Here is a 23,565-nt window from a genome sequence, read left to right on the forward strand (position 1 = left end):
GGCCGGACACATGCCACCGCTGCTCATCACACCCTGTATCCGCGCCCGTGCCGGAATCCGCACACCGCCTCGTCCTGGTACGGAGCCTCAACGATCCGTCCCTTGGCAGGTCATGCCTCCCCACGGGAGTACGGGAAGCCTGCCGCAGTCGGTCCGCCTGGACTTCGAGCATGCGGGCGGCCGCTGTGTGCACACCCCGTACTTCGGGGAGGCGGACGCATGGAAGTTCGCCGCGACGGCACACGACTGAGCTTGTCGGTGTGCCGGTGTGTGTCGTGGTGGGTTGGATACGATCGCCACATGACTGTGGGCGAGCGCATCGCGCAGGCTCAACTCCTTTACGAGCGTGCCGTGTTCGGCGGCGATACCGCTGCCCTGGCGACGGCCCATCTGGGTCTCGACGAGGTCGAGGCGGGTCTTGCGCTGGCCCGTGGTCGGCTGATCCATGCCCGCTTTCTGGCGGAGCGGGTGGAAGACGAGCGTGAGTTGGAGCTGTTCGAGCGTGCTGCCGCACTCTACGGCCGGCTCGGTCAGCGCCAGGGCGAGGGCGAAGCGGTGTTCTGGATCGGCGCCTTCCACCAGGTGGTGCGCGACGACAACGAAGCCGCCCTGCCGTGCTTCCAACGCGCCCTCGACCTTGCCACCCAGGCCGACGACCCGCTGACCATGTCCTATGCCCTGCGGCACCTCGGCTTCGCCGACCACATGGCCGGGCGCCTCGACGAGGCCCGCGCTCACCTCGAGGAGTCCACGCGCCTGCGCCGGGAACTGGGGTTCCTGCCAGGGGTCGCGGCGAACCTGGTCGGACTGGCCTATCTCGCCGTACAACAAGAGCGGCGGGACGACGCGCGGGCACTGCTCCAGGACGCCGCAGAGCTCGCCGAAAGCACCATGTCCCACGGTGTCCTGCGCTGGGTGGCGGAGGCCCGCGAAGAGCTCGGCCTGCTGGAAGGCTGACCTCAAGCCAGAGTCGCCTGTCGAACCTCGCCGGGCCGCCGACCGCCCATGCGGAACGGTCACCGGCCTGACGGCCACGAGTGCTCCCGCCTCACAGGGCGCCCCTGCGGAAGACCAGCGTGTAGCGCCAGAACAACCGGCGTCGCATCCGCGCGCCGGGCAGGATGCGGCGGGCCTCGGCGGCCACCTCGCGGGAGCCCATGGTCGCCGGTCGGGTCGCGGCCGTCATTGAGGCCGGCCGGGGCGCCGGGCGGCCTCCGTTCCTGCACCAGCCCACCACGGCGTTCGCCGGGACCGCGACCGCGCCCAGTACGTGATCGGCGAGGGTCTGCGGGCGGGACAGGCCGACCACGACGAGCGTGCCGCCCGGCGCGAGGTGGCGCCGGAAGTGGGCCAGCGCGTCGGCGAACGGCAGGTGGTGCAGGGTCGCCACGCACGTGATGACGTCGTACGGGCCCGGCGGCAGCCCGGTGAGCGCGTCGGCGGCCACGAAGGTCACCGGGGCGCCGGGGCGGGTCTGTTCCCGGGCCCGTACGAGGATGTCCGGGTCGGCGTCCACGGCGGTCACGGAGTCGGCCCGGGTGGCGAGGAGCCTCGCCAGGTCGCCGCTGCCGCAGCCGACGTCGAGGGCCCGGCCTACGCGCCGGGGGAGCTGCCGCATGATCCAGCGGTGGTAGTGGGCGTTGTGGTCCCACGGATGGGCGGCGTTGAACCGATCGAGGGCGCGGATTACTCGGGACGGCAGGGGCTTCATGCTTTGAGTGTGCGTGGAACAGACGCTCGCGGACATCCGGACCAGGCGCCCCGCACCAGGCCCCACGCACCAGGCCCCCCGCTGCGCGCCGCCCGCCGGTGCCCGGCCACCTTCCTGTGTGCGCCCGCCTCCCTGCGCGCCCCCGACTGTCCCCGTAACCGTCCCTGCTCGTGCCGCCGTCCCTGCCCGTGCCGCGGTACCGGTTCGTGCCGTCCCGTCAGGGGCCGACCCTGCCGTTCCCACTCGTGTCCGACCTGCCGTCCCCGCCCGTGCTTCGTCCGCGCTCCGGGTGGCGGGCCTCACGTCCCGGCAGCGCCCTCAACGACTCCCTCGGCGACTCCTTCCGCGTACGCCCCGGCATACTCAGCCGTCGGCGCGATGGGTGTGATGACGTCGATGAGGACGCCGTTCGGGTCGGCCACGATGAAGTGGCGCTGGCCGAAGTCCTCGGCGCGCGGCGGGAGTTGTGGGCGCAGGCCCTCGTGGACGACGAGGCGGTTCCACTCCGCGTCCACGTCCTCCACCTCGAAGTTGAGCAGCAGCCCCCGTGCCGGCTCGCGGTAGCCCTCGGGCAGGGTCGGGTGGGTGTGGTCGAGCAGGGCCAGCTCGTAGGGGGAGTCGCCCGGTCGTCTCAGGCTCACGTACCAGTCGGACGTGAAGGTCGTCTCGAAGCCCAGGAGCCGGGTGTAGAAGGCGTGGGACTCGCGCAGCCGCGCGGTGGCTATCACGGGGTAGAAGCCGGTCAATCGCATCAGGTGCCTCCTGGCCCAGGTTCGTCATGTGTCGGCAGGGCGCGCGGCGGGCGTCACGTCTCCGGCGGGCGCCACTGCCGTACGGGCGTTCGCATACCATCGGTACGCGAGTGAACGTATTCGCATACCAGTGGTATGTCAACGAGGTGGAGGACCGGCACCATGGCCGAGCGGCGGGAGCAACGGGCGCGGCGGCATGACATGGCGGCAGGGCATCCCGGTGTCCGTGCGCGGCAGCGGGAGCAGACCCGCGCGAGGCTCCTGGCGGAGAGTCGGCGGCTCTTCGCCGCGCGCGGCTACGCGGCCGTGGGCCTGGCGGAGATCGTCGAGTCCGCCGAGGTCACCAAGGGTGCGCTGTACCACCACTTCGGCGGGAAGGCGGAGCTCTTCCGCGCCGTCCTGGAGGAGGTGCAGCGGGAGGTCGGCGAGCGCGTCGCCGCGGCGGCCGAGCAACAGAGCGACCCCTGGGAGCAGTTGGCCGCGGGGTGCCAGGCATTCCTCACCGCGACCACGGAACCGGACCTCCAGCGGATCATGCTCATCGACGGCCCCGCCGTCCTGGGCTGGAACGAGTGGCGGGCCATGGACGAGGCCGCGTCCGCGCGGCACCTCACCGAGGCCCTGGCCGTGCTCGTCGAGGCGGAGGTCATCCCGGCGCAGCCCGTCGCCCCGCTGGCCCGGCTGCTGTCCGGGGCGATGAACGAGGCCGCCCTGTGGCTCGCCTCGTCCACGGACCCCGAGGACCTGGCCCACACCCGCGCCGCGCTGGACCGGATGCTCCGGGCGCTCCGGCAGGGGTGAGCGCCCCGCGCCCCCTTCCAGGCCCCTGTCCTCTCCCGTTCCTGTCACCCCTGCGGGAACCTCGCGGCGGCGACCGCGCGCAGCCAAGGAGTTGCCCCGCCGTCAGGAGGGGCGTCGTGCCACCCGGGCGTCGTGCCACCCGGGCGTCGCGCCACCCGGGCGTCGCGCCCCCCGGGGCTCCGCCCCACGCCGCTGACGCGTTCTGATCGGCTTGCGTTAGAAACTTGACCCGTCGTACGCAGTTATTGACGTGACTCGTTCACAAAATTTATGGTCCGTGGACCCTCACGGACCACCATGACGGAGAACAATGACGTACTCCCTGGTTTCGCGGCCGCGTGCCGCCCGGCTGTCCGCGGCGGCGCTCGCCGGAGTGCTCCTCGCCGCCGTGCCGCCCCCCGCAGGCTCGCAGCCGCAGCGGGGCGCCGCCTCCGCCACCCCCCACTCCACCTGCCGCGACGGCGCGGGCTGGACCCTCGACAGCACCCGCGTCGACCCCGAGGACACCCACCACGCCTTCGTCGGCAACGGCTACCTCGGGCAGCGCGTGGCGCCCAACGGCTCCGGATACACCGACAGCGACGCCAAGACCGGCTGGCCGCTGTTCACCCCGCGCTACGACGGCTCCTTCGTCTCCGGCCTGTACGCGCACAATGCGCGCACCGCAGGGAACCGGCAGGCCGTCGCCGCGCTGCCCACCTGGACGCCGCTCACCGTCACCACGGGCGGCGCGGGCGCCGACACCTTCAACTCTTCGACGCGGCCGGGCCGGATCTCCGCCTACCGGCAGAGCCTGCTGCTGCACTGCGGAGTCGTCCGCACCGCGCTCACCTGGACCGCCGCCGACGGCCGGAAGACCGACCTCGTCTACGAGGTGGTGGCCGACCGCGTCAACCCGCACGTGGGTGCCGTACGGCTGCGGATGCGGCCGCACTGGAGCGGTGAGGCGACCGTCACCGACGTCCTCGACGGCCGCGGCGCCCGGCGGATCCAGCAGACCGGCGGCGGCGACCGCACCCCCGCCCGCCACGCGGACGCCGACCACCCCGCCCCCGCCATGGACGTCACGTTCCGCACGGACGGCACCAAGGTCGCGGGCGCCGTCGCCTCCACCCTGCGCGGCGGGCACGGCGTCCACCACGCCCGCGTGCGACGCGCCGCGCAGGCGCAGGACTTGACCACGCGTCAGGGCCTCACGCTGCCCGTCCGCCGCGGGCGGAGCTACGAACTCACCAAGTACGTGGGCGTCGACACGGCCCTCACGGGCGTCGACCCGGGCGCGGCGGCGGTGGCGGCGGACCGGCGCGCCGCCCACCGGGGCTGGGACGCCCTGCTGCGCGCCCACACCGCCGCGTGGGCCCGGCTGTGGCGCGGCGACATCGAGGTGCCGGGCCGGCGCGACCTCCAGACCTGGGTGCGCTCCGCGCGGTACGGGCTGCTCTCCAGCACCCGCGCAGGCGCCGCCAACAGCATCGCCCCTGCGGGACTGACCAGCGACAACTACGCGGGCCTCGTCTTCTGGGACGCCGAGACGTGGATGTACCCGGGGCTGCTCGCCACGGACCCGGAGCTCGCCAGGTCCGTCGTCGACTACCGCTACCGCACCCGCGCGGCCGCCCGCGCCAACGCCCGCGCGCTCGGCTACAAGGGCCTCTTCTACCCCTGGAACAGCGGCAGTTCGGGCGACCTCGCCAAGGAGTGCCACAGCGTCGACCCGCCGCACTGCCGCACGCAGATCCACCTCCAGGCCGACATCTCCCTGGCCACCTGGCAGTACTACCTGGCCACCAAGGACACGACGTGGCTGCGGGAGCGCGGCTGGCCCGTCCTGAAGGGCATCGCCGAGTTCTGGGCCGCCCGCGTCAGCCGCAACGCCGACGGCAGCTACTCCCTCAAGGACACCGCGGGCCCCGACGAGTACAGCAACGGCGTCGACGACGCGGTGTTCACCAACGCGGGCGCCGTCACCGCCCTGCGCCACGCCACCCGCGCCGCGACGCTCCTCGGCGAGCGGGCCCCCGCCGCGTGGTCGCGGATCGCCGACAGGATCCGCATCCCGTACGACGCCCGCCGCAAGGTCTTCGAGCAGTACGACGGCTACGACGGCGGCCTGATCAAGCAGGCCGACACGGTGCTGCTCATGTACCCGCTGGAGTGGCCGATGCCGAAGGGCGCCGCGGCGGCCACGCTCGACTACTACGCGCGGCGCACCGACCCCGACGGCCCGGCCATGACGGACTCGGTGCACGCCATCGGCGCCGCCGGGATCGGCGAGCCGGGCTGCTCCACGTACACGTACCTGGAGCGCTCCATCAGGCCGTTCGTGCGCGGGCCCTTCGCGCAGTTCTCCGAGGCCCGCGGCGACAAGGCCGGGGCCGAGGACCCGCTGTCCGGCTCGCCCGCGCACGACTTCCTCACCGGCAAGGGCGGCTTCCTGCAGACCTTCACACACGGCCTGACCGGCATGCGCCCGCGCGAGGGCGCGCTGCGCCTGGACCCGATGCTGCCGCCGCAGCTCGCCGCGGGCGTCACCCTGCGCGGCCTGCGGTGGCAGGGCCGTACGTACGACATCGAGCTCGGCGCCCACCGCACGACGGTGCGGCTCACGCACGGAGAGCCCATGACCCTCGACACGCCGCAGGGCGAACAGGTCGTCAGCGAGGGCGCACCCGCGGTCCTGAAGACCCGCCGCCCCGACCTCGCGCCCACCGGCAACAAGGCGCGCTGCGTCCCCGCCGAGGCCTCCTCCGAGGAGCCGGGCATGTACGCGGGCGCCGCGGTCGACGGCAGCCCGGCCACGGCCTGGGTCCCCGACGCGGCGACCGGCACCCTGACCGCGGACCTCGGCGAGCCCGTCCGGGTCCGCGGCGTCACCCCGACCTGGACCGGCACCGAGCCGGTGTCGTACGCCGTCGAGGTCTCCCTCGACGGCCGCCGCTGGCACGCCGTGGACGGGACGGACCGCTCCCGCCTCGCGCGCTTCGTCCGGGTGACAGTACGGGGCGAGCCCCGGGCGAAGGAACGGCCCGGCATCGCCGAGCTGACCGTGCGCTGAGCACCCGCGCGGCTTGACGGCACGGGCCCCGCCTCCGCGCGAGCGGCGGCGGGGCCCGTGCGCGTCCCGTGCCCGTGCCGGGGCGGGTCAGGCCGCCGGGGCCCCCTCGGTGCCGCGCACGTGCCGGTCGCGGGCCGCGCCGAGGCCCACGGCGACCTGCGGGACCAGCAGGACGAGGAGCACGACCACCGGGACGGTCCAGTCGTGCGAGGCGTCGTGGACGGCGCCCAGGACGGCGGGGCCGGTGGCGGCGAGGACGTAGCCGAAGCACTGCGCCATGCTGGACAGTTGCGCGACGTGCCGGGCGTCCGGCGCCCGCTCCACGATGAACAGCAGCGCGAGACTGATCGCCGCCCCCTGCCCGAGGCCGAGCAGGCTCATCCACACGTAGGCGCCGCCGGCCGGCGCGGCCAGCAGACCGGCGTACGCGACCGCGCACAGCACCGCGCCCAGGGCCGCGAGGGCGCCGGAGCCGAGCCGCCCGCCGACGACCACCGGAGCCAGGAAGGAGCCCGCGATGCCGAGCAGCGAGGAGAACGACAGCATCCACCCGGCGTCGCCCGCGCCCATCCCGGAGTCCTGGAGCAGCGTCGGCAGCCAGGCCGCGGCGGCGTAGTAGTTCAGCGACTGCAGCCCCATGTACGCGGTGACCTGCCAGGCCAGCGGGGAGCGCCACAGGCCGCGCACCGGGTGGGCCGCCTGCCGGGCCGCCGCCGCGCCGACCCTGGTGTACGAGCGCACCTGGGGCAGCCACACCACGAGGGCCAGCAGCGCGAGCGCCCCCCAACAGGCCAGTGTCGTACGCCAGTCCATGCCCGTGGCGTCCCGCACCGGCAGGGTGACGCCCGCCGCGAGCGCGGCGCCGCCGAACAGCGACATCGAGTACAGGCCCGTCATCAGGCCCGCGCGGGCGGGGAAGTCCCGCTTGATGAGCCCGGGCAGCAGCACGTTGGCGACGGCGATGCCCGCGCCGATGACGACCGTCCCGGCGAACAGCGCCACCACGGAGTCCAGCATCCGCAGGGCCGTGCCCGCGCAGATCAGGGCCATGGTGCCGAGCAGCGCCCGCTCCGTGCCGAAGCGGCGGCCGAGGCGCGGCGCGACCGGCGCGAGCAGTCCGAAGCAGAGCAGGGGCAGCGCCGTCAGGAGGCTGGTGGCCGCCGCCGACATGCCGCTGTCGTCGCGGATGGTGTCCGCCAGCGGGGACACGGCGACGAGCGCGGGGCGCAGGTTCAGGGCGAGCAGGACGACACCGAGGCCGAGGTGGAGCGCGCGCCGGCCGGTCACGCCGGGTGGCCGGGGCCGGGTCCTGGCCGGTGGCGTGGCGTCGTCGTCCCGCGCCACGGCGGCCGTGGGGGCGGGCGCTTCCCTGCACATGAGGTGTCTCCTGAGGGGGGTGGGGTGGTGCGGTGGCGGCCGTGGGCCGGTGTTCAGCCGGTGGGTCCGGCGTCGTCGTCGTGCGGCGGCTGGGCGCGCAGCGCCGCCATGCCCTCGGCGAGGTGCGCGAGCACGGCGGCCTCGGCGGCGGCGGGGTCGCGCGCCTCGATGGCGTCGAGGATCGCCCGGTGCGCGCCGATCTGGTGCCGTACGGAGTCCGGGACCGGGGCGCCGACCACGGACTGCAGGGTCGAGCGCGTCGCGTCGCTGAGGTGCCCGTACAGGTCGGCGAGGACGTCGTTGTGGGCGGCGGCCGCCACCGCGCGGTGGAAGGCCATGTCCGCGTCGATGAAGGCCTCGATCTCCCCGGCCTCCCAGGCCCGGCCGCGCTCGGCGAGCGCCGACCGCAGCGCGTCGAGGTCCTCCGGCGTGCGCCGCTCGGCCGCGTACCGCGCGGCGTCCCGCTCCAGCGACGCGCGCACCTCGTACGCCTCAAGGACGCCGGCCTTGCGCACGCGGCGCTGCACGGCGGCGCCGAAGTCGCTGCTCGCGCGCACATAGGTGCCGTCGCCCTGGCGCGGCTCCAGCATCCCGGTGTGCACCAGGGCGCGGACCGCCTCCCGCACGGTGTTGCGCCCGACGGAGAGCTGCTCCACGAGCTGCGGCTCGGCGGGGATCTTCGTGCCGACCGGCCACTCGCCGTCGGCGATGAGGCTCTCCATCTGGGCGATGACGAGGTCGACGAGGTTGGTCCGTGCGGGGCTGCGCAGCGGCATCGGCGGGGTGCCCTCTCTGCCTGGGCGACGGGAACGAGGCAGACATGGGAACATCCCATGTTTGAGGGTGTCAAACGACGGCGAGCGGCGACACCCCCGCAGGAGCGCGGCGGGCGGGCCCGCCGGACCGGAACGCGCGGCCCCGGTCCCGGGCCCCGGCAGCGGTGTTCCCCGAGGGGGGCGGCCGGTCAGCCGGTGCGTCGCCGCCTGACCTCGTACGCCCCGAGCACCACCGCCACCGTCAGCAGGCTCAGCCAGAACTGGGCGCGGCTGTCCGGCAGGAACGCCATCGCGCCGATCACGGCGGTCATGGCGGCGACGGTGAGGCGGCTGAGCCAGGGGAAGCCCCACATCCGCAGCGTGAGCCGCTCGGGGGCCGTGCGTTCGAGGACGCGGCGCATGCGCAGGTGCGCCAGGGCGATCGCGAGGTAGACGAAGAGCGCGACGGCGCCGTAGGAGTCGATGAGGAACTGGAAGACGACGTCGGGGGAGATCCATGCGGCGACGACCGACGCGTAGCCGACGGAGGTGCCCGCGAGGATGGCCCGGCGCGGCACGCCGCCGCGGCCGAGCCGGGTGAAGCCGCGCGGCGCGTCGCCGCCGCGGGTGAGCGCGAAGAGCATCCGCGACGACGTGTAGAGCGCCGAGTTGAGGCAGGACAGCACCGCCACCAGCACGACGGCGTTCATGACGGTCGCCGCCGCGGGCACGTCGAGCCGCTCCAGGACCGCCGCGTACGGGCTGACCTCGACGGCCTCGTCGGTCCAGGGGACCACGGTGACGACGAGCAGGATGGACAGGACGTAGAAGGCGACGACGCGCAGCACGATCGACCGGATCGCCGCCGCGACGGCCCGCTCCGGCTCGGTGGACTCCGCCGCCGCGATGGTCACGATCTCGGCGCCGGTGAAGAAGCCCACGCACGGCACCACGGCGGCGAGCACCGCGCCCACGCCCTCGGGCGCGAACCCGCCGTGCGCGGTGAGGTGGCCGAACCCCCCGGCGGCGTCGGGCCACAGCCCCAGCACGTACAGCGCGCCGAGGAACAGGAACACGACGATGGCGAGCACCTTCACCGACGAGAACCAGTACTCGAACTCGCCGAAGGACCGCGCGGAGACCATGTTCGTCGCCGTGAGCAGCGCCATCAGTACGAGGCTGACGGCCCACAGCGGCGCCCCGGGCAGCCACAGCCGGACGATGCGCCCGCCCGCCACCGCCTCCACGGCGACCACGATCACGAAGAAGTACCAGTAGAGCCACCCGACCGCGAACCCGGCACGGGGGCCGAGCGTCTCGCGCACATGGGCGTAGAACGAGCCGAGCGCGGGCCGCGCCACCGTCATCTCGGCGAGCATCCGCATGATGAGCACGGTGAGCACCCCGGCGGCCAGGAAGGAGAGGACGGCCGCGGGCCCGGTCTGCCGCACCACGACACCGCTGCCGACGAAGAGTCCCGCCCCGATCACCCCGCCCAGCGCGATCAGGTTCATGTGCCGTCGCTTGAGGCCCTTCTCCAGGCCGCCCGTGTCGGTGCCCGCCGGGCCGCCCGCGCCGGGGCCGGGGTGTTCCGTGTCCGCGTACTCACGTCAGGCGACGCTAGACGGCGAACGCTGCGGCGCTGTTGCCGCCGTGTTGCGGTCGGGACGGCCGGGGGTGGCCGGGCGACGGCCGCCCACGCCCGTCAGGCGTCCGCCCCCGCCCGTCAGGCGTCCGCCCCCGCCCGTCAGGCGTCCGCCGCGGCGGACAGCCGCGCTGTGATCTCCTCCGCCGTGAGCACGAGCGCGAACCCCTTGCGCAGCACGGCCAGTTCCGGCTCCTGGCGCGCCTCGTCGTCGGTGGCCGTGGTGTCCGCGCCGAACACGACGCGGTAGCCGCGCTCGTACGCCTGCCGCGCGGTCGTGCCGCAGCAGTAGTTGGTGAGCGTCCCGGTGACGATGACCGTGTCCCGGCCGAGGTTGCGCAGGACGGTGTCCAGCGGGGTGTCGTAGAACGCCCCGTACGACGGCTTGCGGATCAGCACCTCGTCCTCGCGCGGCCCCATCCCGCCCCAGATCCGCGCGGGGCCCGGCCTGCGCCACCCGTCGGCACCGTGCGGCAGGTACCGCAGCGCGTGCGGGCGGTCGAGCCCGAGGTGGGTGTCGTCGAAGACGGTCCAGACGACCGGGACGCCCACCGTCCTGCAGTGCTCCACCAGGCCGCGCAGCCGGGGCGCCATGCGCGTGGCGGCGGGCACCCAGTACGGGCTGAACCCGGGTGCGACGAACTCCTCCTGCATGTCGACGACCAGCAGGGCGGAGCGTTCGGGACGCACGGCGAAGGACGCCCGTCCGCGCTCGTAACCGTCCCGCGCCCGGGCCGCCACCCACTCCTCGGTGTACGCGGTCGACTCCATCCAAGCCTCCAGAACTCGTCATATCGGGGTCCGTGCCGCGGATACATCGGGCTGGAATACATCGTCCCGAGGTATCTGTTGCGAGGTGACGATAACAGGGCGGCGGGCCCGGCGGCATCGGTTCGTCGGGGGATGCCGGGGTGCCCGTGCGGCCTGCCGGGAGATGATGGGTGCGTGCTGACAGTCGAAGAGGTACGGGACCTGCTGGCGCCGCGGGTCGTAGGGGCGTGGGACCAGGGCGGCGGCTTCACCCTTGAGGTGGTGGACCTCGAAGTCGTCCAGCGCGGGCGGCAGTTCAGCGTCTACCTGGAGGTCGTCGCGCCGGACGGGCGCTGGCTGGTGCGCTGCGACCGCGGCAGCGGCGAGTCGCACCTCTTCAACCCGTGCCCGCCCGAGACCCTGCTGGCCTGGGTGGCGACGGCGCTGCGGATCGAGATGTTCGAGTGGTGGGAGACCAAGGGGGCCGAGCGGCGCACCGCGAAGCAGGGTGTGCGGCTCGACGGCTGACGGCGGTGCCGCGGCCGGGCCCCGCCGCCTCGATGGCAGGCCGTGCGGTGATCTATGGGGCACCGTTACATGATCTTCGGATAGCCGTAATGACGGCTGAACTAGGTTGATTGCGTACTCGCCGGACAGCGCGGACGGCGAGGGCAAACAGGACAGTGCCCGGTGCGCCGCCGCCCGCCCTGCGGGGCCGCGCCCGTGTGCGCACCGATCCACCACCGTGAAGGGGAACCACGCCATGACCAGCACCCACCGCCGCAGCACCCTGCGTACCGCCACCGTCTCGGTCCTCGCCGGTACGGCCCTCCTGGCCCCGGCCGCGGCCGCGCTGGCGAGCGCGCCCGCCGCGGAGCGGCCCGCCGCGGTGCGGACCGTCGCCGCCAAGCCCGTGAAGATCGACATCGGCGCCGGTGTCACCGTCACCGTCAAGGACGGCAAGCCGTACTACAACGGCAAGGCCCTCAAGCCGGGCCAGATCGTCGACGACGGCATCTACCTGCACCTGAGCGCCGACGGCAAGCGCCTGTACAGCAAGACGCAGGGCGGGGGCACGCCGTACGCCATCTGGGACGTGAAGACCGGCAAGAGCCTCGGCACCCAGAAGAACAGCCCCACCGCCCCGGTGAAGGCCGCGCTCACCGCCAAGCCGTCGGCCACCTCCGTGAAGGCCTGGCAGGAGCTGCGCGTCAGCGGCAAGGCCACCGGCATCAAGGCGGGCACCAAGGTCGGCCTCCAGCAGAAGCAGCGCGGCGCGTGGAAGACGCTGCCCGCCTCCACCACCGTCAACAAGTCCGGCGCGTACAGCCTGCGCGTCAAGCTCGGCCTCAAGGGCAAGAACGAGCTGCGCATCAAGAGCGGTGCCACGCTGTCGCCCGTCTTCACGGTGACGGTCCGCTGACCCGCCGCCGCCTCGACGCGGCGTACGGCGCCCGGGCGCCCGCCACCCTTCGGGGGTGGGGGCGCCCGCGCTGTTTTCCCGGGCGGGGCGGCCCCTCCGGGCTGGGCGGCGGGCCTCCCGGGCAGGGCAGGGCTGGGCCAGGCGGGGCGGGTGAAGGGGCGTGCGGATGGGCGCGTGGACGGGCCGACGGACGCGGGCGGACGGGAATTCGGTGTCGGTTCCACCCCGGCGACCAGCATGATCGAATCGACCCGGGACCGGCCCCGGACCGATCCGCATCCGTACCGCAGCCGAAAGGTGCCGCTCATGCCCCTCGTCCCCGCCGACCCGACCGTGCTGCACCCCATGCCCGGCCAGCCCCGCGTGGTGCTCCTCAAGCCGCTGATCACCTCGCCGCTGATCGAGGTGGGGGAGTTCTCGTACTACGACGACCCCGACGACCCCACGGCCTTCGAGACCCGCAACGTGCTCTACCACTACGGGCCCGAGAAGCTCGTCATCGGGAAGTTCTGTGCCCTCGGGGAGGGCGTCCGGTTCCTCATGAACGGGGCCAACCACCGCATGGACGGGCCCTCCACGTTCCCCTTCCCGATCATGGGCGGCTCCTGGTCCGACCACTTCGACCTCATCACCGGCCTGCCCGGGCGCGGGGACACCGTGGTGGGCCACGACGTGTGGCTCGGCTACCGGTCCCTGGTGATGCCGGGCGTCCGCGTCGGCCACGGCGCCGTCGTCGCCTCGGGCTCCGTGGTGGTCGACGACGTGCCCGACTACGGCGTCGTCGGCGGCAACCCGGCCCGCCTCCTGCGCCGCCGCCACAGCGACGAGGACATCGCGCGGCTCCTCGAAGTGGCATGGTGGGACTGGCCGTTGGAGCACCTGACACGGCACATCCCGACGGTGATGGCGGGCAGCGTGGCCGACCTGGAGGCGGCGGCGCCCACGGCCTAGTACGAGCGACTCGTGGGCGGCCGTCAGGGCCTCGTACGCCTCGTCGTGGCGGGCCGGCCGGTGCAGGGCGACGCCGAGTTCGAGCCGGGCCGGTTCGCTCCAGGCGGGCATCCGCACGGCCTCGAAGCGGCGCAGCGCGTGGCGCAGGCGCTCGCGGCCCCGGGAGCGGCCGCGCTCCAGGTCCGACAGGGCCCGCACGCTCACCCCCGCGGCGTGCGCGAGCCCCTCCTGGCTCAGCCCGGCGGTCGTACGCAGCACGCACAGGAGCTCACCGAACCCGCGCGCGGCCGGTGAGTCCGTACTTATAGCCGCATGCCCCCTGATCAGCGGGGCCCGGCCGGAACGGCGGTCCCACCGGCAGAAGTATGCAAGACATTACTTCTGCCGGTGGAACAGCATGGTCCCGCTCTCTCACACCGTGTTGGCTCATGGGTGTCGGGCGCGGGACCGGACGACATCGTCACCGGCCACGCGCCACGACCGCCGACATCACCCCCCGGTCACCGCTGCCGCACCGCCGGCTTCGGGGCCGCCCTCACCCGTGGACCACGACATGCGTACAAGGGACTCTCGCGCCCTGCCGGCCGTACCCTCCTCACCGGCCGTACCCGAGCCACCGGCCGTGACGGCCACGAGCAGCGAGGCGGAGCCCCGCCCCGGCTTCTCCCGCGGGCACCGTGTGCTGCGCACACTGGCTCTCCCCGTCCTCTCGCTGCTCTTCCTCGCCGCGATGCTGCCGACCCCGACGACCGCGGCGGCCGCCTCCAGCAAGTACGGCAACGCCCGCTTCGACCAGTGGTCGTGGCTGACCACCCACAACTCGTACGCGTACAACCCGGTGCCCGCGCTTCCGCCGCGGAACCAGTCGCGCACCATCTCCCAGCAGCTCGGTGACGGGGTGCGGGGGCTGATGCTGGACACGTACGACTACGACAACCGGCAGACGCAGACGAAGGAAATCCGTCTGTGCCACACGGAGTGGGCCTGCTTCGAGACCCTGGAGAACGAGCTCGGCAAGGTCGTCGACTTCCTGAAGAAGAACCGGCAGGAAGTCGTCACCATCTTCCTGGAGAACTACGCGGCGGAGGAAGGGCTCACCCGCACGATCGGAAAGGTGCTGGAGGACAAGGACGCGAAGGACCTGCTGTTCTCGCCCTCCACCTACAAGATCGACCAGGGGAACTGGCCGCTCCTGCGCACGATGGTCGCGGACAACCAGCGCCTGGTGGTGTTCCAGGACAAGTGGACCAAAGACGTGCCCGTGAAGTCCGTCCCCAAGCAGGGCGAGCAGCCCGTCGAGTACGGCCAACTCATGTACACCTGGAAGCGCACGGTGGAGACGCTGTACAGCTACGACGGCCGGCCGCAGGGCTGCGAGGCCCGCGGGCAGAGCCGCCCGCTGAACGAGGTCCCGATGAAGGACACGAAGGCGCTCACGCCGTTGTTCACCATGAACCAGTTCAACTCGGACTCGCTGGACCCGGAGAAGAAGTCGCGGGGTGACAACGGCGACGCCCTGAGGAACCGCATTGAGAAGGACTGCCGTCCCGCCGCCGGGCGGAACCCGAACTTCGTCGCGGTCAACTTCCACCAGCACTCCGACACCGAGGGCGTCACGCCGCTGTCGGTCGTCGACGACCTGAACCGCACCACGTACATAGACGAGCCGCACCCGGCCCTGTGGACCGTCAACTCCAACAAGCAGTACGTCGGCACCTACGCGTCCAACCGCTGCATGGTGCGCGGCGATGAGTTCGACACGGGCGAGGGCGGCCTGGTCACCCAGCGGGACTGCGCGAACCCTGCGCCCAGCAGCCACCAGTGGACCGCCACCAAGCCCTCCTACGACGGCAAGGGCCACTACTGGATCAAGGCGGGCAACGGCTCCTGCCTCACGGTCCCGTACAACAACGGCACCCCGCCCGGCAGCGGCACGCAGCTCTTCTGGTGGCCGTGCGAGACCCGCTGGTCCTCCGGGAGCCAGCTCTGGAACGTCATGCCGGCGACCCTGTACGGCGGGGCCCGCGGCTACTACTTCGTCAACCAGTGGACGGGCAAGTGCCTGACCCTGGACCCCTCGACCACCGGCGGCAAGGTCGGCAAGGTCACACAGGCGGCCTGCCCGCCCCGCTGAGCCCGACCCACCCGTGACGGTGCCCCCGGAGCCCTCAAGCCCCGGGGGCACCGCCACGCCGTATCCGCGCCCGCGCCCGTGGACGGGCATCGCCCGCCGGGTCCGGGGCAACCGGCGGAGTATGACGACTCATGACGAGCACCGCGGTACCCCCGGCATGGGAGAGATGGAACGAGGAACCCCACATCGCCTCGCGGCTCGCGACAGCATGTGGACGGTGGCCTGGACGGCCCTGTGCGTCCTGCTGGCCCTCTGGTCCCTGGCCTGGGGAATCGGCGCGGCCCGCGGCACCACCCACGCCTGGGTGTACTGCTTCTGCGGCCTCATACTCCTCGCCTGCGCCTTGTGGGCCCGCCGCTCAGCGATCCGGAACAGTCCGCCGCGGCATCTGTGAGGTGAGGGCTCGTCGCGGGCATCAGGTTCGACGCCTGTTCGTTGTCGGCGAAGGCGGTCGTGGGCCGGGTCCTCGGCTGCCAGGGTGTGCTCATGGGTACGACACCGGATGGGCGGATCATCCCGCCCGCGCATGCCGACGAACGCGCCATGCTGGAAGCGTGGCTGGACTTCCACCGTGCGACGCTGGCCCTGAAGTGCGCCGGCCTGGAGGACGGGCCGTTACGGCGCGCTGCGGCGTCGCCGTCGTCGATGACGCTGCTCGGCCTGCTGCAGCACATGGCCGAGGTGGAGCGCAACTGGTTCCAACGCGTCTTCGCGGGCCTGGCGGTGGCGCCGGTCTTCGGGGAGGACAACCCCGACGGCTTCGCCCTCCGGCCTGAGCGAGGGCTGGACGAGGTGAGGGCCGCGTGGGAAGCGGAGGTCGCCCGCGGCCGTGAGCTCATCGCCACCGCGTCGCTGGACGACTCCGGCCGCCTCTCCGAGCGCGACGCGGGAGTCGTCGGGGACCGGGCCGTCTCCCTGCGCTGGATCATGATGCACATGATCGAGGAGTACGCGCGTCACAACGGCCACGCCGATCTCCTCCGCGAACGGGTCGACGGAGTCACCGGCGTGTGAGACGGGTGGCGAGGCCGGAGGCGCCGGGCGCCGCGCGGCGTGCGGCGTGCGGCGTGCGAGATGTCGGGCGGGGCCGGAGGTGCGGGCGCGAGGCGGTGTGTGCGACGGGGGCGGGGGGCGGGGCGGTGGCGCCAGGGGCGGAGCAACATGTGAGACCTGGTACGAGGCCAGAGGCGTCGGATACCAGGCGCGAAGCGGCGCGGGAATCCGTACAACCGTTCCAGTACGTCGAGGGTCTTGGAGGCGTATCTCTGATCGACTTCCTACTAGGGGGGAACGGACGTGCGACGCCACATCCGTCACGCCATCGCGATCGCCGCGGCGGCCACCACACTCTCCGGAGGCCTGCTGGCCTCCACCGGCACCCCGGCCGAGGCCGCCCCTGCGGCGCCCGCGCCCAGCCGGTACTCCGACGACTTCAACGGCGACGGCTACCACGACCTGGCCATCGGCTCCCCGGACGCCGGCGTGCAGGTCACCGGCACGGACGGAACCACCACCACGCTGGGGAGCGCGGGCTACGTCACCGTCTCGTACGGCAGCAAGGACGGTGCCCAGAAGACCGGCCTGAAGGCGCTCACGCAGAACAGCCCCGGAGTGCCGGGCGACGCGGCCCAGAACCGGCGGTTCGGGCAGGTCCTCACCACCGGCGACTTCAACGCCGACGGCTACGCGGACCTCGCCGTGGGCGGCCGGGACCAGGTCAGCCTGCTCTGGGGCAGCCGCACCGGCCTCAAGGGCGGCACCCTGATGGCCGACCCCCTGGACTGGCCCGGCTACGGCACGGTCCTCAAGGCCGGTGACTTCACCGGCGACGGGAAGACCGACCTGGTCGTCGGCCACGGCACCAGGCTCGACCTCTTCAAGGGCCCCTTCAAGGCGGACGGCTCGCCCGTCTCGACGAAGAAGGTGGACACCGGCCGCAACTACCCCGTCTATGACGAGGGGGCGCAGGACCGGATCGCCGTGGGCCGCGTCAACAAGGGCTCCACCGACGACCTCGTCGTCCTGGGCGAGGAGCGCATGCGGGGCCGGGTGCTCCTCGGCGGGGCCTCCGGGCTGCGCCTCACCCCGGCCACCATCCGCGGCGGCAACAGTGTCGCCGTAGCGGACTTCGACAAGGACGGCTACGGCGACGTGGCGGTGGGCGACGCGGCGTCCGTGCTCGACACCGAACGCTCCGCGGGCGTGGTCCGGGTCAACTACGGGGCCTCCAACGGGGTGGACGAGAACCGCAGCATGCGGATGTTCACCGAGGACACCCCCGGCGTCCCGGGCGGCGTCCAGCAGGGCGACCGCTTCGGCGCCTCCGTCGCCGCGGCCGACCTCAACCGGGACGGCTACGCCGACCTGGTCGTCGGCGCCCCCGGCGAGCGCAAGCCCACCTGCGAGCACTGCTACATCAGCGGCGGCGGCCTGTACGTGCTGAAGGGCTCGACCAAGGGCGTCACCGGCACCGGCGCCGCGTTCTACGCCTACAACGCGCCCGGTCTGCCGCGCCCCGCCGGTACGTACCGCATCCCCTCGCAGCTCAAGGCCACGGACCTGAACAACGACAAGCAGCCCGAGATCACCATCCCGGTCCGGGCGACCGCGCCGCAGGTCTGGTCGGTCGGCACGAAGGGCGGCAAGGTCGCCGGGACCTCGCCCACCCGCGTCGTGAACGCGCCGGTGGACCCCCAGATCGGCGTCGGCCTCGAGTTCGGCGTACTCGCCCGCTGACGGGTTCGCCACACCGTTCGACCCCCCGGGGGCCACGCCGCTGCGTCGGCCGCTGCCCCCCGGGGGGTGGGGGCTTGACGGACGCGTGGACCGGCACCGTGACCCTGCGCCTTCAGCTCGTGCTGATCCGTGGGACAGAGTGGAGGCATGACGACGTACAGGACGATGCCTTTCCACCTGGAGACCGCGCGGTTGGCACTGCGGCCGTGGGCCGAGTCGGACGCCGCTGACTTCTGCGCCCTGCTCGCCGAACGCGGCAAGGGCACTCCCGCGGTGGAGCACATCCGGACGTCCATCGCGGAGCTGCTCGCCGCGACGGCGACCACGGGGATCGCCCTGTTGCCCATCCAGCGCCGGGACGAGGGCGACTTCATCGGCTACTGCGGGCTGATCATCGGCCGTTCCACCGTGGAGGAGCCCGAAATCGCGTACGAGCTGTTCCAGCACGCGCATGGGCGTGGCTACGCCACCGAAGCGGCCGGCGCGGTGCTCGACGCCGCTGTGGCGACCGGGCGGAAACGGCTCTGGTCGACCGTCGGCGCGTGGAACACACCGTCGCTCCGCGTCCTGGAGAAGCTCGAGTTCGAGCGGCACCACGCCTCCATGGAGGACAACGGCGAAGTGGTCTGGCTCACGCGCTCGTTGCCGTGACGCAGATGGTGGTGGCCCGCGACGGCCACCGGTGGCGAGCTGCCTGGCCGGGCTGCCCACCCCCGCCGGAGGCGCCGACGGCCAGGCCCCGCCGGTCCTGGCGCAACGGCGGAATCCCGACCACGAACCCCTCTGGACTTTCCATCCAGGGCGTGTACGTTTGGTCCAGAGCCGCACGGCACGCGGGGAGGGCGAGGCACTGCCATGAGCGCCGAGAACGGCACCGGCACCAGTACGGGAACGGGCACCAGTACGGGAACCGGCACTGGCGTCCACGACGGACCCCTGAACCCCGTCGGCGCTCGGGGCGCCGACGGGGTTCAGGGCGCCCCCGCCGTCCAGACCGCGGCCCCGGAGGGCGATCCGGCCGCGGGCCGTGAGCGGAGTGCCGAGCGGGACGCGATCATCGCCGCCCTCGTGCCCGTGGCCGAGGGCATCGCGGCCACCTTCGGCTCGCTCTGCGAAGCCGTGGTGCACGACTACCGGCGGCCGGAACGGTCCGTCGTGGCGATCGCGGGCGAGGTCACCCACCGCAGCGTCGGCGGGGCCATGAGCGAGATCGGCCTGGGCATGCTGGCCCGGGGCGACGCGGCGGCCGACGAGCTGAACTACCTCACCCGCACCCAGGACGGGAAGCTGGTCAAGTCGTCCACCATGCTGCTGCGGGACAGCGGCGGCGCGGTGTTCGGGGCGCTGTGCGTCAACCTCGACATCACCGCGGTCCAGCAGGCCGGCGCCCTGCTCGGTGAACTCGCGGGCGTCGCCGCCCCGCCGGCCGACGTGCCGACCACGACCTTCGGCGACGACATGGAGTCCGTCCTCGCCTCGGTCGTCGACGCCTACCAGCTCCGCCGCAACCGGCCGTGGAGCGAGCTCGACCGCCCCGCGCGCCTGGAGCTGTTCCGCGACCTCGACGAGCGCGGCGTCTTCGCCCTGCGGGGCGCGGTCCCGCGGGTCGCCGCCCGCCTCGGCATCTCCCGCGCCTCCGCCTACACCTACCTCGCCAAGTCCCGTGACCGGGCCGCACCGGGGCCCGGGCCCGACACCCCACCAGGAGCACCCGCATGACGAGCACCCCCCTGGTCACCCTCGACGACGTGCGCGACGCCGCCGCCCGCCTCAAGGGCGTCGCCCACCGCACGCCCGTCCTGCGCTCGCGCACCCTGGACGCCCGCGTCGGCGCCGAGGTCCACCTCAAGTGCGAGAACTTCCAGCGGATCGGCGCCTTCAAGTTCCGCGGTGCCTACAACGCCGTCTCCCGGCTCACGCCGGAGCAACTGGCCAAGGGCATCGCGTCGTTCTCCTCCGGCAACCACGCCCAGGCCATCGCGCTCGCCGCCCGTGAGACGGGCAGCAGCGCGGTGATCCTGATGCCGGAGGACACCCCGCGCTCCAAGCGCGAGGCCGCCGAGGGCTACGGCGCCGAGGTCGTCACGTACGACCGCTACTCCGGCGACCGTACCGCCCTCGGCCAGGAGCTCGCCGCCGACCGGGGGCTCACCCTCATCCCGCCGTACGACCACCCGGACGTCATCGCCGGGCAGGGCACCGCCGCGCTCGAACTCCTGGAGGACGTCGGTGCGTTGGACGCGCTGGTCGCGCCGGTGGGCGGTGGTGGGCTCATCGCGGGCAGTTCCACCGCCGCCAAGGGGCTGCACCCGGACATCCGCGTCATCGGCGTGGAGCCGGAGGTGGGCGACGACACCAAGCGGTCGCTCGAGGCCGGGCGCCGCGTCTCCGTACCCGTCCCGCGCACCATCGCCGACGGCCAGGCCATCGAGACCCCGGGGGAGCTGACGTTCCCCATCAACCAGCGCCTCGTGGACGAGGTCGTGCTGGTCTCCGACGACGAGATCCGCGCCGCGATGCGCTTCGCCTTCGAACGCCTGAAGATCGTCGTCGAGCCCAGCGGCGCCACGGCCCTCGCCGCGCTCCTGGCCGGTCGCCTCACCGACGTACCGCCACGCGTCGGCGTCATCGTCTCCGGCGGCAACATCAACACCCACCGCTTCGCGGAACTCTGCGCCGACCCGGCGGAGCGCTAAGTCTCCCGCCGGGCGCGCCCGTTGGCACCCGGCTCGGGTGGCCGCGCCCGGCGGCCCCCCGGGTCGGCGGACGCGCCGCACGCGAGGTTGTACGCGAGGCCGTACGCGAGGCCGTACGCGAAAGCCCCACCCCGCGTGCACGGGGTGGGGCTTCATCGGAGCGCCGGGCAGGCCTTGCACCTGCATTTCCCCGCAGGAAGCGGGGCGTCTTTCCTTGGACCACCGACGCGCGGTCAGCCACTGGGTGTTCCGGTGACCGGCTCAAGATCAAACATAGCACATGGGTCTCATCCTCCACGCCCGCCCCGGAACACCGGACACCAGGGCCACGGGGCGTCGCCGTCCCCGGCCTGGGGCTAACCCCCGCTGACTTCGGAGGCCGCCCCCAGGGCATGCGCACCTCTCCTCCCACCATGATCAGAGCAACGGCCGTGGCGAGCGCACGAGATGAGGAGCGACGAGGATGACGACGTACGGGCAGCAGCGGATCGGGCGGCGGAAGCTGCTGGTGGCCACGGCGGCCACGGCGGCCACGGCGGCCACGGCCGCCGCGGGCACGGTGCCGGCGGCACCGGTGGCGGGCGCGGCCGCACCGGCCTCGGTGCACCGGGCCGCCGGTCGGCGGACCACCGGCCAGGAGGCGGCCGCCGTACGGGCCTTGGAGCGGGCCGCCCACCCGCTGCGCTCGACCGAGCCGGGCGGCCGTACCACCGACCTGCGGGCGCTCGGCTCGATGATCGGTGACGCCAGGGTGGTCGGCCTCGGGGAGGCCACGCACGGCTCGCACGAGTTCTTCACCATGAAGGAGCGGGTCTTCCGCCACCTCGTCGAGAAGAAGGGCTTCACCACCTTCGCCTTGGAGATGAGCTGGTCGGCGGGGCTGCGGATCGACGAGTTCCTCCAGGGCGGCGCGGGCGACGCCCGGCAGGTCGCAGCGGAGACACTGGCCGGTTCGCCGTGGGAGCGCGAGGAGTTCGCGAGCCTCATCGGCTGGATGCGCGACCACAACCGCCGCCGTCCGCGACGCGGGGTGCGCTTCATGGGGGACGACATCGGCGCCCCCGCCCTCGGCGACCGGATCTTCACGCGGGTGACCTCGTACGTGCGTGAGGCGTGCCCGCGGTCGCTGCCGCGCCTGGAGGAGCTGTACGCGGAACTCCGCCCGCTCGACGACGTCTTCGCGTACCTGCGCAAGCCCCTCGCGGAGCGGCGGCGGAACGCCGTACGGGCCCAGGAGGCGCTGGACCTCGTCACCGCCCGCGCGGGCGCGGGCGGCGAGCACCACGAGCGGGGGACGCGGCACGCCGGGAAGGGGGAGCGCGGCCCCGGGACCGGGGGGCGCGAGAGGGCGGCGCGGCCCACCCGGGACGAGCCCCATGAGCGGGCGGCGCCGCACACCCGGAGCGAGGACCATGAGTGGGCCGTGCAGCACGCCCGGAACATCGCCCAGACCTTCGCCTTCGTCTCCCTCGACCCCTCCGACCCGGACTCGGTGGCCGCGGCGGAGCACCTGCGCGACCGGGCCATGGCCGACAACGTCGCCTGGTGGCACCGCCGGACCGGCGACAAGATCCTCCTGTCGGCGCACAACGGCCACGTGGGCTACCTGTCCACCGACCCCGAGATGTACCCCAGGACCCAGGGCGCCTACCTGCGCGACGCCCTCGGGCGGGGCTACCTCGCCATCGGCTTCACCTTCAACCGGGGCTCCTTCCTCACCAAGGACGCCCCCTTCGACAGGGACTGGAAGAAGACCACCGTGCCCCCGGCCGCGCCCGGCATGCACGAGCACACCCTCGACCGGGTCCACCACCGGGACCACTACCTGGACCTGCGCGCCCTCACGGACCCGGCCCGCTCCTGGCTGGGCACCGCCCGCCCCGTCTACGACGCCGGGTCGGTGTTCACGGCCGACCCCCTCCCCACGCTCGCCGTCGGGCGGGCCTACGACGTCCTCGTCCATCTGCACCGGGTCCGCGAGGCCGTGAAGCTTCGCACCCCGTAGGTGGGGCTCCGGACTACGAGGGTGCAGGGCTGCTGCCCGCCGACCGGACGCCCGCCGGATACCGGGTGTACGGCGAGGACGCGCTCGCGCGGCTGTCCTTCATCGGGGCGGCCGCCCCGGCCCTACCCGGCGCGGCCCCGTCGGCGCCTCCGGGCCATGGCCCGGTACAGCGGGTCCGTCAGGTCGGTGCGTACCCCGCCGCCCACCGCGGGGTGCGGCCCCAGCGTCGAGTGGCGGGCGACCGTCTCGAAGGGCAGGGCGATCTGAGGGACGCCGAGGGCCGCGATCCGGGCGCTGGACGTGCCGAACACCACCGCGCGGACCCCGGCCCACAGCAGCGCGCCCGCGCACATCGGGCACGGCTCCGCCGTACTGACCACGACGTGGCGCGCCATCGACAGGCCCCGCGCGGTGGCGGAGCGCAGCACGTTCATCTCCGCGTGCGCGGTGGGGTCCTCGTCCTGCACGGTGTTGGCGGCGCCCGCCACCACCTCCCCGCTGTCCGCGGCGACCAGGACCGCACCGAACGGCCACCGCCCCGAGCGCGCGTACGCCACCGCCGCGGGCATCGCCCGTACCGCCGCGGCCCGCAGGCCGGTCGGCCACGGCCCGGTCCACCACTGCCCGTCGGGCCGCTCGTCGGACGGGGCGCTCCCCGTAGCCGACGGAACCGCCACCGCGGATGACGCCACGGATGACGCCACGGACAGGAACCGGCGCCGCGTACAGAAGACAGGGGTCATCCGACCTGATGTAGCAGCCCGGCCCCGCGCA

21 protein-coding genes and 1 pseudogene are annotated in these 23,565 nt (G+C 73.4%); 14 read left to right on the forward strand and 8 right to left on the reverse strand.

The genetic code is table 11. From position 1 onward, the window contains the following. Positions 1 to 300 precede the first annotated feature (300 nt). Positions 301 to 957: a tetratricopeptide repeat protein gene (locus tag IE330_RS02705; RefSeq protein ID WP_190134186.1), complete on the forward strand. Its 657-nt coding sequence runs from the start codon at positions 301 to 303 to the stop codon at positions 955 to 957. Between the two features lie 91 nt (positions 958 to 1,048). On the opposite strand, the gene IE330_RS02710 is transcribed toward IE330_RS02705, so the two are convergent. Both IE330_RS02710 and IE330_RS02715 read right to left on the reverse strand, forming a co-directional pair. Then, positions 1,049 to 1,711, reverse strand: coding sequence for a class I SAM-dependent methyltransferase (locus IE330_RS02710; protein ID WP_190134187.1), 663 nt, complete (start codon positions 1,709 to 1,711; stop codon positions 1,049 to 1,051). A gap of 299 nt (positions 1,712 to 2,010) precedes the next feature. Then, on the reverse strand, positions 2,011 to 2,463 hold the full coding sequence (locus tag IE330_RS02715) for a VOC family protein (protein ID WP_190134188.1): 453 nt from the start codon (positions 2,461 to 2,463) through the stop codon (positions 2,011 to 2,013). Between the two features lie 201 nt (positions 2,464 to 2,664). Between IE330_RS02715 and IE330_RS02720 the strand changes: the two genes are divergently transcribed. Then, positions 2,665 to 3,264 carry a TetR/AcrR family transcriptional regulator gene (locus tag IE330_RS02720; protein ID WP_190134276.1) on the forward strand — a complete coding sequence of 200 codons (600 nt, stop codon included), beginning with the start codon at positions 2,665 to 2,667 and terminating at the stop codon, positions 3,262 to 3,264. A 310-nt stretch (positions 3,265 to 3,574) separates the two neighbouring features. Continuing rightward, entirely contained in the window at positions 3,575 to 6,319 is a 2,745-nt protein-coding gene (locus tag IE330_RS02725) for a discoidin domain-containing protein (RefSeq protein WP_190134189.1), read from the forward strand. 87 nt (positions 6,320 to 6,406) lie between these two features. On the opposite strand, the gene IE330_RS02730 is transcribed toward IE330_RS02725, so the two are convergent. From IE330_RS02730 to IE330_RS02745, 4 genes are all read right to left on the reverse strand, one after another. Next, entirely contained in the window at positions 6,407 to 7,696 is a 1,290-nt protein-coding gene (locus IE330_RS02730) for a CynX/NimT family MFS transporter (protein WP_229925306.1), read from the reverse strand. Positions 7,697 to 7,749: 53 nt separating this feature from the next. Continuing rightward, entirely contained in the window at positions 7,750 to 8,472 is a 723-nt protein-coding gene (locus IE330_RS02735; RefSeq protein WP_190134190.1) for a FadR/GntR family transcriptional regulator, read from the reverse strand. Between the two features lie 188 nt (positions 8,473 to 8,660). Beyond that, entirely contained in the window at positions 8,661 to 9,965 is a 1,305-nt protein-coding gene (locus IE330_RS02740; RefSeq protein ID WP_190134191.1) for an amino acid permease, read from the reverse strand. A 233-nt stretch (positions 9,966 to 10,198) separates the two neighbouring features. Next, the gene (locus IE330_RS02745; protein ID WP_190134192.1) at positions 10,199 to 10,867 is read right to left on the reverse strand and encodes a cysteine hydrolase family protein; all 669 of its coding nucleotides are present in this window, start codon (positions 10,865 to 10,867) and stop codon (positions 10,199 to 10,201) included. A 174-nt stretch (positions 10,868 to 11,041) separates the two neighbouring features. Here IE330_RS02745 and IE330_RS02750 point away from each other — a divergent pair, with 174 nt between their 5' ends. From IE330_RS02750 to IE330_RS02760, 3 genes are all read left to right on the forward strand, one after another. Beyond that, positions 11,042 to 11,374, forward strand: coding sequence for a hypothetical protein (locus tag IE330_RS02750; RefSeq protein ID WP_190134193.1), 333 nt, complete (start codon positions 11,042 to 11,044; stop codon positions 11,372 to 11,374). 235 nt (positions 11,375 to 11,609) lie between these two features. Then, positions 11,610 to 12,269, forward strand: coding sequence for a hypothetical protein (locus IE330_RS39840; RefSeq protein WP_190134194.1), 660 nt, complete (start codon positions 11,610 to 11,612; stop codon positions 12,267 to 12,269). A 306-nt stretch (positions 12,270 to 12,575) separates the two neighbouring features. Beyond that, the gene (locus IE330_RS02760) at positions 12,576 to 13,220 is read left to right on the forward strand and encodes a CatB-related O-acetyltransferase (protein WP_190134195.1); all 645 of its coding nucleotides are present in this window, start codon (positions 12,576 to 12,578) and stop codon (positions 13,218 to 13,220) included. A 204-nt stretch (positions 13,221 to 13,424) separates the two neighbouring features. Here the strand turns inward: IE330_RS02760 and IE330_RS39845 are convergent. Continuing rightward, positions 13,425 to 13,478 (reverse strand): annotated as a pseudogene (locus IE330_RS39845) (hypothetical protein); the annotation flags it as partial. A gap of 364 nt (positions 13,479 to 13,842) precedes the next feature. Here IE330_RS39845 and IE330_RS02770 point away from each other — a divergent pair. The 8 genes from IE330_RS02770 to IE330_RS02805 all read left to right on the forward strand — a co-directional run bounded on the left by IE330_RS02770 (position 13,843) and on the right by IE330_RS02805 (position 22,791). After that, complete coding sequence (locus IE330_RS02770; protein ID WP_190134196.1) at positions 13,843 to 15,354, forward strand: phosphoinositide-specific phospholipase C-related protein; 1,512 nt, start codon at positions 13,843 to 13,845, stop codon at positions 15,352 to 15,354. Between the two features lie 121 nt (positions 15,355 to 15,475). Then, the gene (locus tag IE330_RS02775) at positions 15,476 to 15,748 is read left to right on the forward strand and encodes a hypothetical protein (protein WP_229925308.1); all 273 of its coding nucleotides are present in this window, start codon (positions 15,476 to 15,478) and stop codon (positions 15,746 to 15,748) included. A 92-nt stretch (positions 15,749 to 15,840) separates the two neighbouring features. Then, the gene (locus tag IE330_RS02780; RefSeq protein WP_190134197.1) at positions 15,841 to 16,368 is read left to right on the forward strand and encodes a DinB family protein; all 528 of its coding nucleotides are present in this window, start codon (positions 15,841 to 15,843) and stop codon (positions 16,366 to 16,368) included. A gap of 282 nt (positions 16,369 to 16,650) precedes the next feature. Continuing rightward, on the forward strand, positions 16,651 to 18,090 hold the full coding sequence (locus IE330_RS02785) for an FG-GAP-like repeat-containing protein (protein WP_190134198.1): 1,440 nt from the start codon (positions 16,651 to 16,653) through the stop codon (positions 18,088 to 18,090). A 147-nt stretch (positions 18,091 to 18,237) separates the two neighbouring features. Continuing rightward, complete coding sequence (locus IE330_RS02790; protein ID WP_190134199.1) at positions 18,238 to 18,741, forward strand: GNAT family N-acetyltransferase; 504 nt, start codon at positions 18,238 to 18,240, stop codon at positions 18,739 to 18,741. Between the two features lie 204 nt (positions 18,742 to 18,945). Beyond that, entirely contained in the window at positions 18,946 to 19,809 is an 864-nt protein-coding gene (locus IE330_RS02795) for a helix-turn-helix transcriptional regulator (protein ID WP_229925310.1), read from the forward strand. After that, positions 19,806 to 20,786: a threo-3-hydroxy-L-aspartate ammonia-lyase gene (locus tag IE330_RS02800; RefSeq protein WP_190134200.1), complete on the forward strand. Its 981-nt coding sequence runs from the start codon at positions 19,806 to 19,808 to the stop codon at positions 20,784 to 20,786. Before IE330_RS02795 ends, IE330_RS02800 begins: the two co-directional genes overlap by 4 nt. A 463-nt stretch (positions 20,787 to 21,249) precedes the next feature. After that, positions 21,250 to 22,791: an erythromycin esterase family protein gene (locus IE330_RS02805; RefSeq protein WP_190134201.1), complete on the forward strand. Its 1,542-nt coding sequence runs from the start codon at positions 21,250 to 21,252 to the stop codon at positions 22,789 to 22,791. 122 nt (positions 22,792 to 22,913) lie between these two features. Here IE330_RS02805 and IE330_RS02810 read toward each other — a convergent pair whose 3' ends face one another. Further along, positions 22,914 to 23,534: a nucleoside deaminase gene (locus IE330_RS02810; protein WP_229925311.1), complete on the reverse strand. Its 621-nt coding sequence runs from the start codon at positions 23,532 to 23,534 to the stop codon at positions 22,914 to 22,916. Between the last annotated feature and the right edge of the window lie 31 nt (positions 23,535 to 23,565).

It is taken from the genome of Streptomyces longispororuber, assembly GCF_014656095.1.
Classification (GTDB): domain Bacteria; phylum Actinomycetota; class Actinomycetes; order Streptomycetales; family Streptomycetaceae; genus Streptomyces; species Streptomyces longispororuber.